Source organism: Bacillus cereus group sp. BcHK124, assembly GCF_027712065.1.
Classification (GTDB): Bacteria; Bacillota; Bacilli; order Bacillales; family Bacillaceae_G; genus Bacillus_A; species Bacillus_A pacificus.
In genome coordinates this window covers 890,133-912,067 of the sequence record NZ_JAQFPJ010000001.1, presented here as the reverse complement: position 1 = coordinate 912,067, position 21,935 = coordinate 890,133, and the positions used below count along the sequence as shown (strand labels likewise).

Below are 21,935 nucleotides of genomic sequence, written 5' to 3'. Positions count from 1 at the left end.
TCTTTATTCTTTTATAAGTGACTTATTCGCTCTTATAACTTCTTGATACAGCAGTGGTGACCAATTTTCATTTATATAGTCTTGAATAATCCAGCCTACTCTTGTAGGGTTCTTTTGTTTTATATAGTTTGCAATTTCAGGATTTATATAAGAGGCATAGTAATATGGACTATTCCATGCTGTACCACCAGAAGACAAGCTTGTAAAATTAATATATAGATGATTTAAATCCTCACTATCGTTCATCGTTTCATTTATCGTATCTTTAATAGATTTTACTTTCTCATCATAACTCACTTTATATTTATCTTGTACTGTTACATGTACATTTTGATTTACAGTTGTGGTAAATGTCTCATTATCTGGCCAATAGAAATTATTATATCCTCCAGATTCATTACTACCACCATATCTTTTTAGTAGTACAATTTTCCCACGAGCATCTCCCAATTTTATATTTCCTTCTGTTTTTAAAAAGATAGGATCCACAAAATAACTTTTTTCAAACGTATTACTAAAGGAACTTTCTGCTCCTTTCATATCCTCATACTCTTTTTTTAAAGACATAATAATCGTTTCACTTGGGTTATCTTTTAAAAATTGTTTCGCTTCGTTTATGAATTCATGCAGTGTTACATAAAGATATAATGGCCCATGATGAAGGACTATCGTATTATCATCTGTTAAACGTCCTCTTATATCAAAAATACGAGCTCCATGATCCATTTGGTAACGAAAATCATATTCTTGCGTCATTCCCCACACTTGCTTTATTGGATTTTGTAATTTGAACGTCCCGCTATCATGTGTTCCTGGAATTGAAATTCGTGCTAATGAGATATTATCAGGTATAGATTGCATCCACTTTGACCAATTTTCAAACTCATTAACAGAGCTTGCTGCAACTACTTGCTTATCATGTAAAGCAAATACAAATGTGATAAATATCGTACTACATATGAATAATTTCAAAATAAATTTCTTACTGCTCATTATTATTCCTCCTTTTTCTGTTTTATATCAAACTTATTGAATATAATATAATCTGGTGAGTAAAAAATAAATAACATTTCATAAATATGAAATATTACATAGAAGTAAAGTTAAAAAATCATTCACATATCCTAAATTAGAAAAATTTAAAGGAACTTCAACGTATTTTTATATGCAATATTTCATATTCGGACTCTACACTAAATAAATAAGAAACTTATAATGATTATTTATTTTATATGTGCTAATATACTTACATTAAAATATTATATGTAGACATTTTAAGCTACATTACTTAACCGTTTTACCTTATTTTTCCTAGGAGGATTTACAATGAAATTATTAAAAATAAAACATATAATCCCTTTATCTGCAGCTGCAATTACATTCGTATGTAGTCACAGTACAGCTGAAGCTTCTACCATTCATACAGTAAAAAAGAATGATACACTTTGGGGCATTAGTAAACAATACGGCGTTTCAATACAATCCATTAAACAGGCTAATAATAAAGGAAACGATCAAACTTTCATTGGCGAACAGTTACATATCCCGGGTTCCGTCAACTCAAATGAAATCACTGTTCGCCAAAACGCCAAGCCTGCGAACATTTCTGGACAAATTATTTATCAGGTACAACCGGGAGATTCATTAGAAACGATAGCAAAGCGTTACAATGTTACCGTTCAATCTATAAAACAAATGAACAACACAATCGAAAACAAGCTTTATACAGGACAACATTTAAAAATCAACTCAAGTATTTCAGAAAAAGAAAAAGACTTAATGGCACGCTTAGTTACCGCTGAAGCAGGTGGCGAATCATATAAAGGAAAAGTAGCAGTAGCTAAAGTTATACTAAACCGTGTAAACGCAAAAGGTTTTCCAAATACAATAACAGGCGTTATTTATGAACCTATTAAATACGGATATGCATTTACTCCTGTTACAGATGGAAGAATTAATCAGCCTGCAAGCGCAGAAGCAAAAATGGCTGTAGAAGAGGCTATCTCCACAAATGGAATACATTCTGATTGGCTTTATTTCTATAACCCGAAAACATCAACAGACAAGTGGATTACGACACGTCAAACAGTAGCAGTAATTGGTAACCACGTCTTCGCTAAATAACATTTAAAATCATTAACAGACCTCTTCACTTAAAAGGTCTGTTTTTTTGTATGTAAGAATTTATTTATCATGTGATATAGTGGTCTTTGAAAACTAATTCTTCTTGTAAATAAAGACACTTATATTTACTTCATCACTCTAAGAAATTAAAAAAGCGTCAAGTTCAAAAACTCCCCTTTATTAATAAAATTTATTTCTTACCTTCATAAAATTGTTATACACTAGAAAAATAAAAAACAAACTATTCGTTAGCAGGTGAAAGAATATGTATGATGTTACAATTATCGGCGCTGGAGTAAGTAGCATTTTTCTGGCTTATTCACTAGTTAAAAGTAACAAAAAAGTTTTAATTCTTGATAAAGGTAAAGCACTAGGAGCTCGCCATTGTCCTTTAGACGAAGGAAAAGCGTGTAATTGTACTACATGTGATAAATATTTCGGATTTGCTGGTTTAGGAAAATCTGAAGGGAAATTTAATTATACAAACGGATTTGGTGGAGAACTTGAGCAAAAAGTTGGTAAAGAGGGCTTTATACAACTTATGGCTGAAGTAGATGAAATTCTATGTCAGTTCGGAGGAAATTCAGTTTCAAAATATTCTACAGAAAATCCAAATCTCAATAAGAGAGCTGCATCGTGTGGTTTACAAATGCTAACAACAGAAGTACGGCATCTTGGTACTACCCTTTCAAATGAAATTTTTCAGCAACTCTACGAATTTTTACTTACGAAAATAAATATACAATTTCATATAGATGTACAACATATTATGAAACAGAAAGATCATTTTACTATAGATACAAATGAAGGAACATTTCAATCTAGGCAACTAGTATTTGCAACTGGGCGTTCCGGAGCAAATTGGTTAAAGGAGATGTGCACTTCTCTACATATTTCTCAGGAACAAACTCGTGTAGATTTAGGTATCAGGGTAGAGATGAAAGAACACCAATTACGTTCTATATTAAAAGATACATTTGAGACTAAACTTTCTTATGAGCATGAAGATTTCACAGCGACTACATACTGTATGAATCCAAAAGGACGCATTATTAGAAAGTACGAAGAAGGTTTAGTTATGCCTGACGGTCAAAATTTTCGAGAGAAAGGAACTGGTACACCTAACTTAAACTTCACTTTATTTATCCCGCGCTATTTTCCAACTCTCAAAGAAGCAAATGTATATGCAAGTTCAATTATTAAAAACATTAACCAAGGACGAGATCGGATTGTTATACAGCGCTTAGAGGACTTACTAAATAAACAGCCTACAATAGCGAACGACATGAAATATAACCGTATACAACCTACGCTACAAGGAGATTATGGAGATTTGAATACAGAAATTCCTCCATTATATATTGAAGGACTTAAAGAATTTTTATTACGATTAGAACAATTCATCCAAGAACCGATCGATACAGATACTTTATTATATGGAATTGACGGAAAATTTTATGCTCCTACGATAAAACTCAATAATCATTTTGAAACGAGTATAAATGGCCTATTTTTAGTTGGGGATTGTTCAGGCGTCACTCATTCATTATCTCAAGCTGCTGCAAGTGGGTTATATGTTGGAAAATATTTATCTCACATTTAATTTCCTTCATTCAGATTGCAATTAAATATTTTAACTTCCATAGTAATAGCTTACTATTTCCCCACAAAAAATCAGAGTTTTATGAGATACATATTTAACATAGCCATTGACATTCAATTCTCACAAATTGAATGTCAACAGTTTTAAAATCCTCTATTCATTTCCATTTTCATTTGTTCGATATTTTGTAACATCATCATAGTGTTTAATATGTTAGGATGTCTATAAGTATTTTTTACTACAACTATGACTTTTTCTGCTCTGTTCTAAAAAATAGATTTACGCTTTAAATTTCCTCATTGTACGTATGTGAATACTTTATATTATTACCTTTAGAAACCATTAGCTAAATGGTTCAGTATACTATAATAGTTATAAAAATATAATATATAACACAAGTTAAATAAATTACAAAAAGAAGGAGTAAAAATGAAAAATAAAATCAATTTACAAATGCAAAATATAAGCTTTGTTTTAATAATTGCTTTAGCAGTATGGTTAAAAACATATCTTATTACAAGATTCAGTTTTGATTTAAAAATTGAATCTTCTACACAAGAGCTTATTTTGTTTATTAGCCCGCTCGCTGCATCATTAGCTTTTGTCGGATTAGCATTATTTGCAACCGGTGAAAAAAGAAATTATATCGCGCTATGTATCAACTTCGTATTAACAATCGTACTCGTTGGAAATGTAATGTTCTATGATTTTTATAGCGATTTCGTTACGTTACCAGTACTTGGACAAACATCAAACTTCGGCCAATTAGGCGGCAGTATTATAGAAATATTGAACTACAAAATTATACTCGCATTCGTAGACATTATTTTCTTCTTTATTTTATTGAAGAAAAAATCAATAGTCTTCCAAACAGGACGTGTAACTCATCCGGCACGCTTGTTATATTTTCTTTTAACGATTGGTGTATTTTTTGCTAATCTACATCTTGCAGAAAAAGAGCGACCTGAACTATTAACAAGATCATTTGACCGAGTTATGCTTGTTAAAAATTTAGGACTATACACGCATCAAGTTTATGATTTAACACTGCAAGTAAAAGCAGGATCACAAAAGGCACTTGCTGATAGTAGCAAATTACAAGAAACTGAAAACTACGTGAAGGCAAACCAAAGTGAGCCGAACCCTAATATGTTTGGTGTAGCGAAAGGAAAAAACGTAATTGTTGTCACTCTTGAATCCCTGCAAACCTTTTTAATAGGAGCAACAGTTAACGGACAAGAAGTTACACCATTTTTGAATGAATTCATAAATGAAAGCTATTACTTTGATAACTTTTTCCACCAAACTGGGCAAGGAAAAACATCCGATTCTGAATTTCTAATCGATACGTCATTGTATCCATTAAATCGAGGAGCTGTATTCTTCACACACGGTAACAACGATTATACTGCGACTCCAGAAATTCTACGTCAGCAAGGTTATTTCACTTCTGTATTCCATGCGAATAACGCCACATTTTGGAATCGTAACATCATGTACTCTGCTCTCGGTTATGATCGTTACTATAATGAACTTGATTACAAAATTACGCCCGAAACAAATTTAAATTGGGGCTTAAAAGATATCGAATACTTTGATCAATCAGTAGATATATTAAAAACTGTTGATCAACCATTTTACGCTCGTTTTCTTACTTTAACGAACCATTATCCATTTACGTATGATGAAGATACACAATTCATTGAACCATATAACTCTGGTAATGGCGTATTTGATCGTTATATTGTAACAGCACGTTACTTAGACGAATCAATAAAAAAATTTATTGAGCGTTTAAAAGCCGAGGGAATGTATGATGATTCTATTATTGTTTTATATGGTGATCATTATGGCATTTCTGAAAAACATAATCGCGCGATGGCACAGTTTTTAGAAAAAGATCAAATAACAGAATTTGATACTTTAAATTTACAACGCACACCTTTATATATTCATATCCCTGGACAAACAGAAGGTCGAACGATTTCAAAGCCTACGGGACAAATCGATATGAAACCTACTATTCTCAATTTATTAGGAATTGATACTACAAACGATATTCGTTTTGGCCATGATATGTTTTCGGATGAATATGCCGGTTTTGTTGTTTTACGTGATGGTAGCTTCATTACAAACAAGTATGCATACAAAAACAATACTTTCTATGACCGCATAACAGGTGAAATTGTAGACTTGCAAAAAGAAGAAGCAGAAGCACTCATTAAACGTGCACAAAATGAATTACGAATGTCTGACAAAATTATTGAAGGCGATTTATTACGTTTCTCAGAAAGTAATAAAATTAAAACTGGTGAAGTACAAACTAAAATTAAAGAGACTGAAAAATAATCTTAATATGAAAAGGGAGCAACTCGTTATAGTTGCTCCCTTTTATTCTCCTATAATACATGATGCAGTTTCATATATTTCATTTTTATTCTACGCTTGTCTCTAAACTTACATCTGTATAAGCATGATCATCACCTATATGTAAAATCACTTCACATTGACGTAATCTCAATTCAAAGAGCATGATGGAATCATGATAAACTTCAGGGTTTGATTTCATTTTATGTAACATCTCTTGTTTTTCTTGTATTTCTAATTGTATATTCTCTACAGCTTGTTTCAAGGAGTTAAATGGATTCCTAAAGAATATATGAATATCTCGCTCTTGTGTGTTTTCGAATAGCTCAAATTGCAAGAAAAATTTCTTCATAATAGAATCAGTTACCTCGGTATAATCTTCATTTTCTACATACTGTTTGTATTTGCTATATAGCATAGTTTTGTTTTTCGGAAGAACTCCAAATAATTTACCGGCACTTTTCAATAAAAATTGTGCTGGCGTAAATCGACGTAAAATATTTACTTCATCCATTTGTATTCTAGTCGTCATTCTGTCAGTATCTCTGCGCCAGTCATCAAGCACTTTAAAGTCACATTCTAACTGTATTCGATTTTCTCCAAATAAAGAATTAAGTCCTTCACTAAGTTCTTCTAAGTACGATTGACTTTGAAGGAGCTCATTATGAGAAGTGGCAATCCAATTTTGCATAGAAAGAGCAAGATTAGGTAATACAGTTTGTTCTAAATATTTATGCACTCTTTCGTTCATTGCTTTGTTTAGTTCTGTATCCATGTGACCGAAATCACTGTCTTCACTCATTAAATCAGAACAACTCTGTAATATCTTCGGTATATTTTCAGTAAGATCGTTTGTAATTTCCATTTTCATTGTACGATATGACTGTGTAATGAAATGAATTTTTTCCCTCTCAAATGCAGTAAGGTTATTCATGCTACCGTTTAGTTTCACTAGCATATCTTCATTCCAATTAATAGCATCCACTAGATTATTTTCTTTCTCAACTCGTTTATCCAAAAGATATGTAATTGTTTTTCGAATGAAAAATAATAGCTTTTCAGTACGTTCTGCATCGATATTTTTATGATTAAAGTTAAAATGAATAAACTCTGTTAATTCATTCAATTGTTGATTACTTGTATATAACGAAGAGTAAGGGAAAATCCTCGCATGCGGGAAATATGTGTTTATTCTCGTTGCCGTATCATGTAGTACTCTTTTTACTTCTGCTTCACTATAAATGTTATCGATTTTATTTAATAAGAAATGCACTTGTAAATTTGGTGTATGCTCTTGAATGTTTAATAGAATATCACGCTCTTTATCAGTAAAAGGTGAATCTGCATTCAATACAAACAATAATTCATCTACAGAATTTAGATATTCAAATACCTCATCCCTAGTGTCGTTATTCCTATTAAAGCCGGGTGTAACTACAAATGTAAGTTTATTTTCACTTAAAAATCTGCATGGTAATTTAAATTCGACACATGCTCTATCTCTATATGTTTGATGGTGCTGAGACATCATATTATGGTAATCAGAGATATCTTCCGTTGTTGTAATTGCAGCGTCTGTTATGGCGTTAATTTCTGTATGAGCATCATTTTTTAAAACTACTACATTTGAAATTGATTTTTCTACTATATTTTCTCCTAATATAGAGTTAATAAATGTAGTTTTTCCGTTCCCTGAAGTTCCCGTTACTAAAATACGATTTGTTCTTAAATCCGCAAGTTCGTCAACTAACCATCTAAATCGGTGACCTATTTCTATATTTTGCTTTTGTGCCCACTGTGTAATAGATTCAAAAAGATGTAGACTGTACTCTAAAGCATTCACATGATTCATAGAATATGACAGTAGGTTTTCCGCATGTTTTATATTTGATGAATCTATTTGGGTAGGAAAAATTTCATCCCATGCCAATACAGCTGCTGATGGAAATACAGCATACGATGGATTAACTACTTTCAACCAATTTGTTAAAAGATTGGGAATGATATCGTGTAATTGTCTAAGCGTATATTTCCCTTGAATTAATGCAAAGTATGTTTCTTCGTAAAGAGAAGAAATTTTGTCCCATATATCGGAAGACTCTATTTCAATATGTAAGAAAAATTCATTTATTGTGTTAAGCCACAATAAGTAATTTTGTTCATTTTTATAACTGTTCCAAAGTGATGAAACCATTTGCGTAAATTGTACTTGATCTACATTATTTAATGTAACTAATGCATCATAAAAATAATCTGGTGAAATATGTTTAGTAAATCCTTTATCGATATATCCTTTTAACACCTCAAACCACGGATAAGATTCTGTTCGAATCAACTCATTCACAGCAAGCTCTACTGCACTATCAAAATCTTGTTGTTCCTCATAAAAGGAACGGGCAATTTTTGTAACATTCGGATAGTCTGGATTTAAAGAAACTGCTTCTTTAATAACAGCGAAAGCTGAATCAAAATTATTTTGCTCTATGTAAAGAGAAAGTAATTGTAATCTAATTTCAGTCATCAATATTTTATTATCAGTAGTAATGGAAGTGTATACATTTTCAGCAATTGATAATTGATTCAGTTCGAAATACGCATCCGCAATATTTTTTTGTGCCCACGGTGCTAATTCATTACTAACCTTCTCCCATTTAAAAATAGCTGCTTCAAAATCTTGATGGCGATAATAAAATTCACCTTGTGCAAAACGAATATAAGATCCATCAGAAACCTCATTTTTTTCTTCGTTTACATAAGCTTCTCCAAGTACGTCAAGAGGTGATTTTGTTACATTCTCCATTAGAAATGTTTCATAATACATCTTTTTTATTAATTGTTTTTCTATTCTCATCTTTTCCCCCACTATATCTTGAAAATACATTTTTAAGATATGTCAACACTTTATTTATGTATGCTTTTTATCTTAACAAAGAATATCTTTTGGAAAATTTCATTTTCCTTTCATTTTTCAAGTTAGATTGAATTTTTATGAGAAAAGTTTCAGTTTTTTTTCAATTCCCTTTCAGTTATGAAACAGCATTAAATGTTCCTAATAACATAATAACACTATAATATTCCGCATTATATTATCAGGAAAAACCTATATGAATCATATTATAAAAACAATTTATAACGAATATATATACAAAATTCACTTCACCTAACATAAAAGAGTTCATCACATAGTGCTTGTTAGATAGACATATATACTAAGTCTCTTCAGAATTTCACATACACCATGATAATTTAAACAACAACAACAATAGCGAGCAGCTATTCATACAATATCTTTCTCGAATTGTTTTCCTTTAGAACACTTCAGTAGTTACGTAATTAAATTCCATTAACCTATATAAATAACTAGTCCAAAAAAAATCTATATGCATATCATGTTATAGTAAAGAATTCAGGAAATCCTAAAAGGAGGCTTTTTCATGTTTGAAGATAAATCTAAAATCAACTACCCATATGAATTTACAGAAACTACAACAATCCCTCTAAAGAATCCTATCAATAAAAATTTCAAAAACGGCTCTGGTACACATACTTTCCCAATTAAAAAACACTATAAGGAACAGGTGCTATATACGGAAAAAATTAATAATAATAAAAACAAATAACCTTATAGACCCTTATAGCAATGAATCAAATAATAACCTATATTAGGCCTTGTATAGTTAATAAATCTTTCTTATACAACTCATGTACTTTTAAAAAGTGCTGATATACAGCGCTTTTTTATACATAGATAATGGAAGAACAAAAAAGGTATGGATATTTTCCGCACCTTTTTTGTCCTTTACTATTTATAAATAAAGCCTACCAGCAAAACTTTACTTGTTGAAGTAATCGGAGAAAGGAGTAGATTTATGATGAATCACAAAGTTAAAGAAGCACCCATGAATTATATAGGCCATTATTGTTCTATTATATATATTTAAAAATTTACCAAACGTTGTTTCAAAGCTACTTAGTTTTCGTAAAATATTTTTTGTTTCCGTTGGAACGGATAGGCTTTAATCTCATCTGTATCTAAATTTTCATGAAATAAATGAATGGCTATAATTTGTCTACAATCGTAAGTATGATAATAATATGTTCCGGACTCCATACACATTACACTTGTATATATGGTATTATCTAGTGCACCTTCTTCTGTTATTACTCCACCTTTAGGAACCTCGCAATTTGATAAGATATGAAAAAGAGCTGATACTCCCTCTTCTTCACTATCTATACCTTGAATGTTTTGTTTGCCATATGCTGCCCGCACAAATCTTGATGGTGGAGTGAAATCCCCTGGAAGTCCCATTGAGCCCGATCCCTGACCAAAAGCACTTAATGGTAAGTTACTCCACTCTGTTGGCGCGAATGGCTGCGATTTAAGACCTATGTATTGTCTTAAATTTTGCAAATGCCAATTAAACTCCGGACTATTCGTCATCACTCCTAGTGGGTTGTCATACATTTTTAATCCTTCATTTGTCGGCTCCAGTACAATACAATCTCCCCATTTATCTGCCAAAATCCAATGTAGTGGTGGCGTAAGTCCTAAATCCGGTAACGGTATGTCCAAAAAGGTAAGGCTATCTACAGATTTCTTTAACTCTTTGACAGAATTGAATTGTGTCAGACTCCAAGTTACAAAATCAAATGGAGCTAAATTCGTTTTGTTGTCATCTATGCTTTGACTATAAGTAGCGAATCCTGGAAAATAGAGTGTTGCACATGTCATACCTGCTTCATTTACTCCGTCCGCCATAATGATCCTTCCTTGATGATTAATTCCCATTCCGACCGCAGCATGTTTCGTATTAATGATTTCACCAGTTATATTATTCCACTGGTAATGCCGAGGAATGATTATTACTTCTTGATTCATATCTAATGTGAAGTCCATCGTTCTTGCAAAAAGATGCTGATCGTTTTTTGTCTGTAATGTCAAACTAGTACACATAGATAACACCCCATTTTATGATTTTATCTATACTTTACATAATTCTGATAAATCTGTAAAATAAAAACCTCTTTCCTTACAAACAAATTGAGAACGCACATATAAAGTATACATAAGTTGAGGTTATCTCTAGTTTATAAATTTTTAAAATATAGTTGCAAAAGAATTATATGAAAAAGGAGCGAATTGTTACTATCGCTCCTTTTTATTTCTTTCTATATTTTATTAAAATAACTAGAGACCATTTTCTCTATGAACAGTATCCCTACATAACCCTCTTAAACATCTTCTCCAACTCATAAGTAGAATGATGCACAATAATTGGTCTTCCGTGCGGGCACGTGTATGGGTTTGTTGTTGTACGAAGTTCTTCCAGTAAAGCAAATATTTGATCGTTTGTTAAATATTGATTAGCTTTAATGGACGCCTTACAGCTCATCATGATGGCTGCTTCTTCACGTAGTTTTTTAATATCAACTTTTTTTAGTTTAACGACTTGTTCCATCATTTCGTCGATAATTTCTGTTTCTTGTCCTTTTGGGAACCACGTTGGATGTGAGCGGACGATAAAGGATTGATGACCGAATTGCTCCAAAAATAGTCCAACTTTTTTTAGTTCTTCTAGTTGCTCTTCAACACGTAAAAATTCGGTAAGAGATAAATCAATACGGTATGGTACGAGTAGTTCTTGTACTTCTTGTGCTACTCGTCCTACTTTATCACGGAAGTATTCATAATTAATACGTTCCTGCGCAGCATGTTGGTCAATCATATATAAGCCTTTATCATTTTGAGCGAAAATATATGTTCCATGCATTTGTCCAATTGGATAAAGTGGTGGTAAGTCATTACCGTTCATTTCGATCTCTTTGATTTCCTGAACTTCTTCTTCCAATTCCTCTAATTCAAAGTCTTCATCGTTACTGTCCCACGATTTCTCTTCTCGAATCGGTTCTTCTATTATCGATTTTGTAGATGGTTGCCAACTTTGTTCTTCCCTTACGAGCGATTGTGGTGGTTGCCATTCTTGCTTCGGCGGTTGCCACAGTTGTGCTGGCTGCTTCACTGCCAGCGGTTCTTCTTGTTTTTCATCCATGCCTGTCGGTAAAATAATTTCCGGCATAGATGGCTCCTTCGGCTTCGCATGCTCAAACTTGAACTGTTCTTGCACACTTTCATCTTTTTCTTTTTTCTTCGTTGTCACACCCGCATCTGGAATGAGCTGTATTTTTTTGAATGCTGCTTGCAATGTTTCTTCGATAAGCTTTAGCAATTCTTGTTCTTTACTAAAACGAACTTCTAATTTCGCAGGATGTACGTTAACGTCAACTAGCATTGGATCCATTTCAATCGATAAGAAGCCGATTGGATATCGTCCGACTGGCAATAATGTATGGTATCCTTGCTGAATAGCTTTCATTAATACGAAATTTCGAACGTAACGACCATTTACAATCGTTGACATATAATTTCGAGATGCTCTCGTTACTTCTGGTAATGTTACATAGCCTTTAATTGTGAAATCTAAAGATTCCGCTTCAATTGGAACAAGCTTCTTCGCAACTTGAATGCTATAAATCGATGCAAGTACTTGTCTTACATCACCGTTTCCTGATGTATGAAGCAATTTCTTTTCATTATGAAATAGCTTTAACGATACTTCTGGATGTGACATTGCAATACGATATACGATATCTGTAATATTACCAAGCTCTGTATGAATGGTTTTCATATATTTAAGACGCGCTGGTGTATTAAAGAATAAGTTTTGTACTGTAATATCTGTTCCTTTTCGGCTCGCTGTTTTCTCCTGCTTTATAATGTCTCCACCTTTAATAATAAGGTGCGTACCAGGTGCATCACCTGTGCTAGTGATTAATTCTAATTCACTAACTGAGGCAATACTCGGCAATGCCTCACCGCGGAAACCGAGTGTTCTTATGCGAAACAGATCGTTTTCATCTTTAATTTTGCTCGTCGCATGTCGTTCAAAAGCGACAATACAATCTTCTTCTGCAATACCATCACCGTTATCAATGATACGAATTTTCGATAACCCAGCTTCTTCTAAGTGGATTTCAATAGATGTACTATTCGCATCGATAGAATTTTCCACAAGTTCTTTTACAACTGAGGCAGGACGCTCTACTACTTCCCCTGCCGCAATTAAGTTTGAGAGTTGGTCATCGAGTTTGCGAATTTTCCCCATCTACTTACTCATCCTTTCTTTAACTTTTTCTGTAAGCGATACAGTTCATTCATCGCTTCTAAAGGTGTCATATCAAGTAAATCAATTTTTTTAATTTGCGCAAGTACTGCCGTTTCTTTTGTATCTAGAACTGGCTTGTCTTGTTTTTTCGGGGACTGTTCTCCACCAAAGAATGATAGTTGTGATTCTTCTTCATTCTCTACCTTTGTTTCTTCTATTTCTACTGGCGCTTCTTTTACAACTACAGGTTCTGGAATTACTTCTTGCTCTTGCATTTTCACTTCTACACGCTTTGGAATAATAATTTCTTCTTGTCCTTCTAATTGCGCTAACACTTCTTTCGCACGAGCAATTAAGCTATCTGGAAGCTCCGCAAGTTGCGCAACGTGAATTCCGTAACTTTTATCTGCTGCCCCGTCTTGAATTTTATGAAGGAATACTACTTTTCCGTTCTCTTCAATAGCTGAAACGTGTACATTCTTCAGTTGATCCAAACTTTCTTCTAGCACTGTCAATTCATGATAATGTGTAGAGAATAACGTTTTTGCACCAATTTGGTCGTGAATATGTTCAATGATGGCTTGTGCAAGTGCCATACCATCATACGTAGATGTACCGCGTCCAATTTCATCGAATAAAATTAAACTTCTTTCTGATGCGTTTGCAATGGCATTTTTCGCTTCTAACATTTCGACCATAAATGTACTTTGACCTGAAATTAAATCATCCGCCGCGCCAATTCTCGTAAAGATTTGGTCAAATACAGGTAATACTGCTTCTGTTGCTGGTACGAAACAACCGATTTGCGACATAACCGTTACAAGTGCTAATTGTCTCATATACGTACTTTTACCAGACATGTTCGGTCCTGTAATTAAAAATACATCCATACTCTCTGGCATAATACAATCATTCGGTACATACAATTTCCCGTTCAATACTTTTTCTACGACAGGATGACGACCATCTTTAATAAAGATTTCGCGCTTCGTTGTTAGTACAGGTTTTACAAACTGTTCTTCTTCACTCACTGTCGCAAAACTTTGCAGTACGTCTAATTCACTGATTACTTTCGCTAAATGCTGTAATTTCGGAATAAATACTTTTACTTCTTCACGAAGTGCTGTAAATAGATCATATTCTAGTTGTACAATTTTTTCTTCTGCTTCTAAGATTAATGTTTCTTTTTCTTTTAGTTCATCTGTAATGAAACGTTCCGCATTAGCAAGCGTTTGTTTACGCTCATAGCGGCCTTCTGGTAATGCTCCAAGGTTTGCTTTCGTTACTTCAATGTAGTACCCGAAAATACGGTTGTATCCGATTTTTAACGATTTAATTCCTGTAATATCACGCTCTCGTTTTTCAAGCTCAGCAATCCACGTTTTTCCGTTTTTACTCACGTAACGATATTGATCAAGCTTGTCATTATAACCATCTTTAATAATATCTCCATCTTTAATAGAAAGTGGTGGATTTTCTTGAATACTTCTTCCTAGTAATTCTGTTAAGCTCTCACATGGATCTGCACCTTGAATTAATCTCGCTGCATACGCGTTATCTAACAAACTAATCGCTTCTAAAATAGCTGGCACTTGCAGTAACGAGCGTCTCAACTGCAATAAGTCCCGTGCATTCACATTACCAAATGCAACTTTCCCTGCTAAACGTTCTAAATCATATACTTCTTTTAACTTTTCTTTTAAATCTTCACGCAAGAAGTAATCATTTACAAACGTTTCAACCATTTCTAAACGCTCTTCAATTCGTTCCTTCTGTATAAGTGGACGTTCCATCCACTGTTTTAACATACGACCACCCATAGCAGTCTTCGTCTTATCTAATAGCCATAATAATGATCCTGTTTTTTCTTTCGTTCGAAGTGTTTCTGTCAGCTCTAAATTTCGCTTTGAATGCACATCAATCTTCATAAATTGATTCGTATAATAAATTTCCACAGGCTGCAAATGATCTAATGAACGTTTTTGCGTTCTTATTACATAGTTAAATAAGCGCCCAACTGCTTTAATTAACTTTGCTTGTGAAACATTTTTCACAAGATGTTCTAGCCCTTCAGGAATTGCCGTTGCATCTTCATATGAAATCGTCATTTTTAACGTTTCAGTTAACTTGTTTAGTTCATCTTTAGAAAAGGAAGAATCTACAACAATTTCTTTCGAACCAGTTGCATACACTTCTAATAAAATATCTTCTACTGAACCAGTCAATAACGTTACTGTATTTTGCCCAGTCGTTAAATCGTTACAAGCTAACGCATATGATCCATCTTCAAAATGTGTTAATGCGGCTAAAAAGTTATTTTCTTTCTCATCAATCGTACGCCCTTCCATCATCGTTCCTGGCGTAATTAATTGTACTACTTCACGGCGCACTACACCTTTAGCTGTTTTTGGGTCTTCTACTTGCTCACAAACCGCTACCTTATATCCTTTTTCAACAAGTTGTTCAATATAGTTTTTAGCCGCATGATACGGTACACCGCACATCGGTATACGTTCACTACTACCACCGTCTCGGCTCGTTAATGTAATTTCAAGTTCATGGGCTGCTTTAACCGCATCCTCAAAGAACATTTCATAAAAATCACCTAAGCGGAAAAATAAAAAGGCATCTTGATAGTCTGCCTTAACTTTTAAATATTGCTGTATCATAGGCGTATATTGCGTCATACTTATCCTCCATAATTCTTACATAATAATCTATATTCATATATGTCACATTTCACGGACACTCTTATCTCCTATTTCAGGAGTCTTTCTTCATTATAGCACATTTCATTAGCAATCATGTTCATCTAAGCACCACTTATGTAAAGTAAAAAGCTAGGAAGAACTTCTCCCTAGCTTTCTATTACTCTTCTTCTGCATCAACGATAAAGTTCGGATCTAACTCTTCAAACTCATCATCTTCAATTTGGAAAGCATCATCTGATTCTACACAACCTTCAGGGTTTACACTTACACAAATTTTCGTTTCGCCAACTACTTCTGTTACAAATTCACGTTCTACCGTTACAACAATTTTATTACCATTTGGTGATACAAGAGCTTCTAAACAATTTGGTGGCTGAATGACACGAGCAATAATTTCTAAATCATCACCAGAAAAGTTTTTATCACGATATCCAATGCTTACTTCATCTGTGTAGTTTACACGTTCTGTTACAACTTCTGTCTTTGTATTGCCATCGAATGAATACCAAGTGTTCACATCGTAGAAACCTTCAATTTCCACATGTTTTCCATTCTTTCTTGCTTCGTACGAGTGGTTAATTACCCAGCACCCTAAAATACTTGTTGGCTCATTATTCGATTCACATGTATGCGTTGACTTTGTATACTTACGTCCTTTTCCAACCACTGCTTTTGTAATAATCTCTCTAAATTCGGACATTCGTAACCCTCCTCAATCACTATTCACTTAATCATATGCGTGACAATAGCGGAATGTGTCATTCTTTTTTTGAGAAGAACTTACGTTTAATCCACTAAAAAAAGAGATGTCAATTCGACATCTCTTTAACAACCACAATTTCCTTTTTTACTTTCTACCGCTGCGCCCGTTTCACCCTTCAATACATCGCCATTAGTTGAAATTAATATTTCATCTGTTACGTTGTTAGAAATCGTACTTGCAACTAGCTGTAGTAAGTCATTTACATATGTTTGTGAAGATTTAAATTCTTGTACAACTGGGATACTATCTAACTTATCTTGCAGGGCATCAATTTCAGCTTCTACTTTTTTCAAAGCTTCCCATTTCCCGTAATGTTGCAAGTTTACTGCTTGTTTTTGCAGTGCTTTAATTTCATCAATTGCGCGCTTCACATTTTCATTTTTATGAATTTGCGCCTCTGCTTTCTTAAAGAAATCAACTTCTTCTGTTTCAGAAATCATTTTTGCTAATTCTTTCGCTTGCTCAACAATTTCATCTTTCGAATATACTTTCATCTATTATTCCACCTCAATCGGCTCTTCAACTAATTCTCCGTTAAGAGACCAAGTTTTTGCATCCGTTACTTTTACTTTCACAAGCTGACCAATTAAAGACTTTGGAGCAACGAAATTTACAAGTTTATTCGTACGAGTATAACCTGCAAGTACTTCTGGATTATTTTTACTTTCCCCATCAACTAACACTTCTACAATTTGACCTTTATAACGATTATTCTTTTCAATTGCCAATTTATTTACTAATGCATTTAAGCGTTGAAGACGTTCTTTCTTTACTTCCATCGGTACATTGTCTTTCATTTTTGCAGCTGGTGTACCTTCACGCGGAGAATAAATAAAGGTAAAGGCAGTATCAAACCCTACTTCACGATATAACGACATCGTTTCTTCAAATTGCTCATCTGTTTCATTCGGGAAACCGACGATAATATCAGTTGTTAATACCGCATTTGGAATTGCTTCTTTAATTTTTCTTACAAGCTCTAAGTAATGCTCACGTGAATATTTACGTGCCATAATTTTTAACATTTCTGTGCTTCCAGATTGAACTGGTAAGTGAATATGTTCTACTAAGTTGCCGCCTTTTCCAAGCACTTCAATTAAGTGATCATCGAAATCGCGTGGATGGCTCGTTGTAAAACGAATACGGGCAATATCAACTTTACGGAGTTCGTCCATTAAATCGCCAAGACCGTATTCTATATCTTCAAAGTCTTTACCATATGCATTTACGTTCTGTCCAAGTAACGTAATTTCTTTATAACCATTCGCAGCTAAATGACGAATCTCTTGGATAATGTCTTCTGGACGTCTGCTTCGCTCTTTTCCGCGTGTATACGGTACGATACAATATGTACAGAACTTATCACAGCCATACATAATATTTACCCAAGCTTTAATATCACCACGACGTACTTTCGGAAGATTTTCAATTACGTCTCCTTCTTTGGACCAAACTTCAACTACCGTCTCCTTCGAGAACATTGCATCTTTTAGAATGTACGGTAATCTATGAATATTATGCGTTCCAAACACCATATCTACATGCTGATTTTTTTGCATAATTTTATTTACAACAGATTCCTCTTGAGACATACAACCACATACACCAATTAAAAGATCAGGATTTCTTCGTTTTAGCGCCTTTAAATGCCCTAGTTCACCGAACACTTTATTTTCAGCATTTTCACGAATAGCACAAGTATTTAATAATACTACATCTGCTTCTTCAGTTGAAAAGGTTGGTTCATATCCAAGTGCAGTGAAAATACCTGCCATTACTTCTGTATCATGCTCATTCATTTGACAACCATATGTACGAATATAGAACTTTCTTCCTGTACCGAAATTGCGAAACTCTTCAGGTAAGCCAAAATCCCGTTCAATTTTAACTTCTTCTTTCCCTCGTTTTTTCGCCTCTTTTAAGGAAGGTGGTTGGTATACACTTTCAAAGTATTTACTATAATCTTTCTCTTCTTTTTTCTTAGAGGAATTTGCTTGTTGACTTGCTAATCGTTGTTGCTCGTTCATCGGTAATCTCCTTTCACCCTTAACTATACACACTTTATAGTCCATTTTAATGCGCTTAGACCCACCTCAAAAATGGTTAGATAGCTTGAGAGATAACTTGTCCTTTGAAACTTGAGTAACCAATCTAATCATCTATAAGAATGAAGTCTTCCCCACACAAATAGACATTCCCTTTTTATATTTCTTTTTGTCCTACTAAAAAGCATATTGCTTTATCTCTATAAACATTACCATAGTATGAAGCGTTTCGCCAATTTTAACAAAAAATTGGCGCTGTCTTATCTTACATTTTATTAGCAATGAACTTGCCATTTCCATACAACGATTTACATATTATTGTACCATTCTGAATTTTCTAAGTAAATAAGACTACCTTATTTTCACTCATAAAAAAAGGTTGCCAAATGGCAACCTCCTCTTCTTATATTACATAAATTCAGCAACAAGTTCATCAAACATTTTCTGATCCATATTTAAATCAGATTGCACTAAAGGCTTCTCACTATATCCTTTTACTAGTTCTTGGTATGAAGGTTGCGCTGTATTTTGATAAATTAAACCTGTTACTAATCCGTTATTTTCCATTAATGTTTGCATAGCCATCATGCGATTAGACGGATCATATCCCTCTACTGTACTTAGTTTTGTTAAATTCTCTTTAAACCAATCGTAAGTATTTACTTTATTGTAAGTAACACATGGGCTGAACACGTTAATTAATGAAAATCCTTTATGATTAATACCAGCTTCAATAATTTGTGTTAATTCTTTTAAATCACTTGAAAAGCTTTGCGCCACAAATGTTGCACCAGCTGTTAAAGCCATTTCCATAACATTTAGTGACGGTTCAATTGAACCTTGTGGTGTACTTTTCGTTTTGAATCCAGCTTCACTACGTGGTGAAGTTTGCCCTTTTGTTAATCCGTAAATTTGGTTATCCATTACGATGTACGTAATGTCAATGTTACGACGAATAGAATGGATCGTATGTCCCATACCAATCGCAAATCCATCACCGTCACCACCTGATGCGATAACTGTTAAATCACGGTTTGCCATTTTCACACCTTGCGCAATTGGAAGGGCACGACCATGAATACTATGCACACCATATGAATTAATATATCCTGAAATACGACCTGAACAGCCGATACCAGAAATAACAGCAAGTTCATCTGGATTTAGGCCAACGTTAGCTGCCGCACGTTGAATTGCAGCTTGCACTGAGAAGTCTCCGCAACCTGGGCACCAGTTTGGTTTTACACTGTTACGAAAGTCCTTAAATGTTGCCATTTAATACAACCCCTTTTTTGCATTCGTTGTAAATCTCTTTCGGCAAGAATGGGTTCCCATCATATTTTAAAAGACTAGAAATTTTCTCACCGTTACCAAGATTCATTTTCATAATGTTAGCAAGTTGACCTGTTGCATTGTTTTCTACCACTACAACACGCTTCGCATTTTTCACAAGTGGATCGATTTCAGCTGTTGGGAACGGGTGAATTAAACGCACATGAGCATGGTTTACTTTCATACCCTCTTGTTCTAAGCGTTCCATTGCTTCTTCGATTGCACCACGAGTTGAGTTAAATCCAACAAGCAATACGTCTGCTTCTTCATGCTTAACATTTTTATAAACAGGGGTATTAAACTTCAAGTTCTCCATTTTACGGAAACGTTTGTCCATTTGATCTTTACGGTTTATAGCTGATTCAGATGGTTTACCAGTTTCATCATGTTCTACACCTGTAACATGGTGAACACCATTTTTCATACCAGGTAAAACACGTGGTGAAACACCATCTTCTGTTACTTCATAACGCTTGAAGTATGCTTTATTTTCACGTTCTGGTAATTCCGCTTCTAAATCAAGCTTACCGCGACGAATTTCCACTTTATCTAACTTAAGTGGTTCTACTGTCTGTTTCCCTAAAGAAAGCTGTAAATCTGTTAAGAAAATAACAGGTACTTGATATTCTTCAGATAAGTTAAACGCTTCTACAATATCATAGAAAGCTTCTTCCACTGTACTTGGCGCCATTACGATTTTTGGAATTTCACCGTGCGTACCGTAAATCATTGCCATTAAATCAGACTGCTCTTGTTTCGTTGGTAATCCTGTACTTGGGCCACCGCGTTGTGTATCAACAATTACTAATGGCGTTTCTGTAATACCTGCTAAACCGATTGCTTCCATCATTAAAGATAGACCTGGACCAGCAGACGCAGTTAATGTACGAACACCAGCATAGTTTGCACCGATTGCCATTGTACAAGCTGCGATTTCATCCTCAGTTTGGATTACTGTTCCGCCGACTTTTGGCAATTTTTTAATTAAGTATTCCATAATTTCTGATGCAGGTGTAATTGGATATGCAGACATAAAGCGAGCACCACCAGCTACTGCACCAAATGCAATTGCATCGTTCCCAATCATAAACATGCGTTTCTGACCATCAGCTTTTTCAAGCTGCATCATGTTTACTTTTTCACCTAGTAACTCTTTCATATATTGAGAGCCGCGCTTAATTGCATCCATGTTCTTTTGAACGACTTGCTCTCCTTTACGACCAAAGATCTCTTCAACAACATCTAAATAAGCTGTTTCATCTAATCCTAATACCGCACTTGATGCTCCAACAGCAACCATGTTTTTCATTAATGATGTGCCTAATTCTGAAGCAATATCTGTAAACGGTATCACATATAGATTTACATCTGTATTGTCAGGTATTGTCGGATTAAATTTCGCATCTGCAACTACAATCCCACCTGGACGTAATTCGTGGAAGTTAAAATCAATTGTTTCTTGATCAAAAGCAATTAAAATATCTAAATCATCTGAGATCGCGCGTACTTCTGTTGTACTTACACGAATTTTATTATTTGTATGGCCGCCTTTTATACGTGATGAGAAGTGGCGGTAACCGTATAGGTAATATCCTAATCGGTTTAATGCAATACAGAAGATTTCTCCTGTACTTTCAATTCCTTCACCTTGTTGGCCTCCAACTTTCCATGAAAGTTGACTAATCATCTCCTACACCCCTTTTGGCTGCATTCATTGTAGTGTATTTTTTTACAGTAATAGTTTAGCATTTTTTATGCAAATAAACTACAATGGACGCAAATTATGCCTCTTCTGATTTCCCTGAATCTTTAGTATAAAGCTAT

14 protein-coding genes are annotated in these 21,935 nt (G+C 34.1%); 4 read left to right on the top strand and 10 right to left on the bottom strand.

The features are described from left to right. Positions 1-3: 3 nt before the first annotated feature. Positions 4-993 carry a phosphatidylinositol diacylglycerol-lyase gene (gene plcA, locus PDK19_RS04870; protein ID WP_000095608.1) on the bottom strand — a complete coding sequence of 330 codons (990 nt, stop codon included), beginning with the start codon at positions 991-993 and terminating at the stop codon, positions 4-6. A gap of 333 nt (positions 994-1,326) precedes the next feature. On the opposite strand from plcA, the gene PDK19_RS04865 reads away from it, so the two are divergent. The 3 genes from PDK19_RS04865 to PDK19_RS04855 all read left to right on the top strand — a co-directional run bounded on the left by PDK19_RS04865 (position 1,327) and on the right by PDK19_RS04855 (position 6,076). Beyond that, on the top strand, positions 1,327-2,124 hold the full coding sequence (locus PDK19_RS04865; protein WP_016718289.1) for a cell wall hydrolase: 798 nt from the start codon (positions 1,327-1,329) through the stop codon (positions 2,122-2,124). 265 nt (positions 2,125-2,389) lie between these two features. Continuing rightward, entirely contained in the window at positions 2,390-3,727 is a 1,338-nt protein-coding gene (locus PDK19_RS04860) for an NAD(P)/FAD-dependent oxidoreductase (RefSeq protein WP_270706665.1), read from the top strand. Positions 3,728-4,156: 429 nt separating this feature from the next. Further along, entirely contained in the window at positions 4,157-6,076 is a 1,920-nt protein-coding gene (locus PDK19_RS04855) for an LTA synthase family protein (RefSeq protein WP_270706664.1), read from the top strand. Between the two features lie 85 nt (positions 6,077-6,161). On the opposite strand, the gene PDK19_RS04850 is transcribed toward PDK19_RS04855, so the two are convergent. Next, positions 6,162-8,975, bottom strand: coding sequence for a dynamin family protein (locus tag PDK19_RS04850; protein ID WP_270706663.1), 2,814 nt, complete (start codon positions 8,973-8,975; stop codon positions 6,162-6,164). Between the two features lie 553 nt (positions 8,976-9,528). Here PDK19_RS04850 and PDK19_RS04845 point away from each other — a divergent pair. Further along, positions 9,529-9,714 (top strand): hypothetical protein, encoded by a 186-nt coding sequence (locus PDK19_RS04845; protein ID WP_000461128.1) that lies wholly within the window; start codon positions 9,529-9,531, stop codon positions 9,712-9,714. 350 nt (positions 9,715-10,064) lie between these two features. On the opposite strand, the gene PDK19_RS04840 is transcribed toward PDK19_RS04845, so the two are convergent. The 8 genes from PDK19_RS04840 to PDK19_RS04805 form a co-directional block, all read right to left on the bottom strand. After that, entirely contained in the window at positions 10,065-11,051 is a 987-nt protein-coding gene (locus PDK19_RS04840) for a choloylglycine hydrolase family protein (RefSeq protein ID WP_061183980.1), read from the bottom strand. A gap of 265 nt (positions 11,052-11,316) precedes the next feature. Next, complete coding sequence (mutL, locus tag PDK19_RS04835) at positions 11,317-13,260, bottom strand: DNA mismatch repair endonuclease MutL (protein ID WP_270706662.1); 1,944 nt, start codon at positions 13,258-13,260, stop codon at positions 11,317-11,319. Between the two features lie 8 nt (positions 13,261-13,268). After that, a complete protein-coding gene (gene mutS / locus PDK19_RS04830) occupies positions 13,269-15,947 on the bottom strand; it encodes a DNA mismatch repair protein MutS (protein WP_270706661.1) in 2,679 nt (892 codons plus the stop codon). Positions 15,948-16,128: 181 nt separating this feature from the next. Continuing rightward, the gene (gene cotE / locus PDK19_RS04825) at positions 16,129-16,671 is read right to left on the bottom strand and encodes an outer spore coat protein CotE (RefSeq protein ID WP_001288798.1); all 543 of its coding nucleotides are present in this window, start codon (positions 16,669-16,671) and stop codon (positions 16,129-16,131) included. 125 nt (positions 16,672-16,796) lie between these two features. Then, on the bottom strand, positions 16,797-17,228 hold the full coding sequence (locus PDK19_RS04820) for a RicAFT regulatory complex protein RicA family protein (RefSeq protein WP_000870462.1): 432 nt from the start codon (positions 17,226-17,228) through the stop codon (positions 16,797-16,799). A gap of 3 nt (positions 17,229-17,231) precedes the next feature. After that, positions 17,232-18,761, bottom strand: a complete 1,530-nt coding sequence (miaB, locus tag PDK19_RS04815) for a tRNA (N6-isopentenyl adenosine(37)-C2)-methylthiotransferase MiaB (protein ID WP_001005374.1) — start codon at positions 18,759-18,761, stop codon at positions 17,232-17,234. A 426-nt stretch (positions 18,762-19,187) separates the two neighbouring features. Then, entirely contained in the window at positions 19,188-20,054 is an 867-nt protein-coding gene (locus tag PDK19_RS04810; protein ID WP_000190154.1) for a 2-oxoacid:ferredoxin oxidoreductase subunit beta, read from the bottom strand. Further along, complete coding sequence (locus PDK19_RS04805) at positions 20,041-21,798, bottom strand: 2-oxoacid:acceptor oxidoreductase subunit alpha (RefSeq protein WP_000625421.1); 1,758 nt, start codon at positions 21,796-21,798, stop codon at positions 20,041-20,043. Before PDK19_RS04805 ends, PDK19_RS04810 begins: the two co-directional genes overlap by 14 nt. Between the last annotated feature and the right edge of the window lie 137 nt (positions 21,799-21,935).

Bases quoted from the DNA above. Each gene is read 5' to 3' on its own strand.
- plcA (WP_000095608.1), bottom strand. From the start codon at position 993: ATGAGCAGTAAGAAATTTATTTTGAAATTATTCATATGTAGTACGATA.
- PDK19_RS04865 (WP_016718289.1), top strand. From the start codon at position 1,327: ATGAAATTATTAAAAATAAAACATATAATCCCTTTATCTGCAGCTGCA.
- PDK19_RS04860 (WP_270706665.1), top strand. From the start codon at position 2,390: ATGTATGATGTTACAATTATCGGCGCTGGAGTAAGTAGCATTTTTCTG.
- PDK19_RS04855 (WP_270706664.1), top strand. From the start codon at position 4,157: ATGAAAAATAAAATCAATTTACAAATGCAAAATATAAGCTTTGTTTTA.
- PDK19_RS04850 (WP_270706663.1), bottom strand. From the start codon at position 8,975: ATGTATTTTCAAGATATAGTGGGGGAAAAGATGAGAATAGAAAAACAA.
- PDK19_RS04845 (WP_000461128.1), top strand. From the start codon at position 9,529: ATGTTTGAAGATAAATCTAAAATCAACTACCCATATGAATTTACAGAA.
- PDK19_RS04840 (WP_061183980.1), bottom strand. From the start codon at position 11,051: ATGTGTACTAGTTTGACATTACAGACAAAAAACGATCAGCATCTTTTT.
- mutL (WP_270706662.1), bottom strand. From the start codon at position 13,260: ATGGGGAAAATTCGCAAACTCGATGACCAACTCTCAAACTTAATTGCG.
- mutS (WP_270706661.1), bottom strand. From the start codon at position 15,947: ATGACGCAATATACGCCTATGATACAGCAATATTTAAAAGTTAAGGCA.
- cotE (WP_001288798.1), bottom strand. From the start codon at position 16,671: ATGTCCGAATTTAGAGAGATTATTACAAAAGCAGTGGTTGGAAAAGGA.
- PDK19_RS04820 (WP_000870462.1), bottom strand. From the start codon at position 17,228: ATGAAAGTATATTCGAAAGATGAAATTGTTGAGCAAGCGAAAGAATTA.
- miaB (WP_001005374.1), bottom strand. From the start codon at position 18,761: ATGAACGAGCAACAACGATTAGCAAGTCAACAAGCAAATTCCTCTAAG.
- PDK19_RS04810 (WP_000190154.1), bottom strand. From the start codon at position 20,054: ATGGCAACATTTAAGGACTTTCGTAACAGTGTAAAACCAAACTGGTGC.
- PDK19_RS04805 (WP_000625421.1), bottom strand. From the start codon at position 21,798: ATGATTAGTCAACTTTCATGGAAAGTTGGAGGCCAACAAGGTGAAGGA.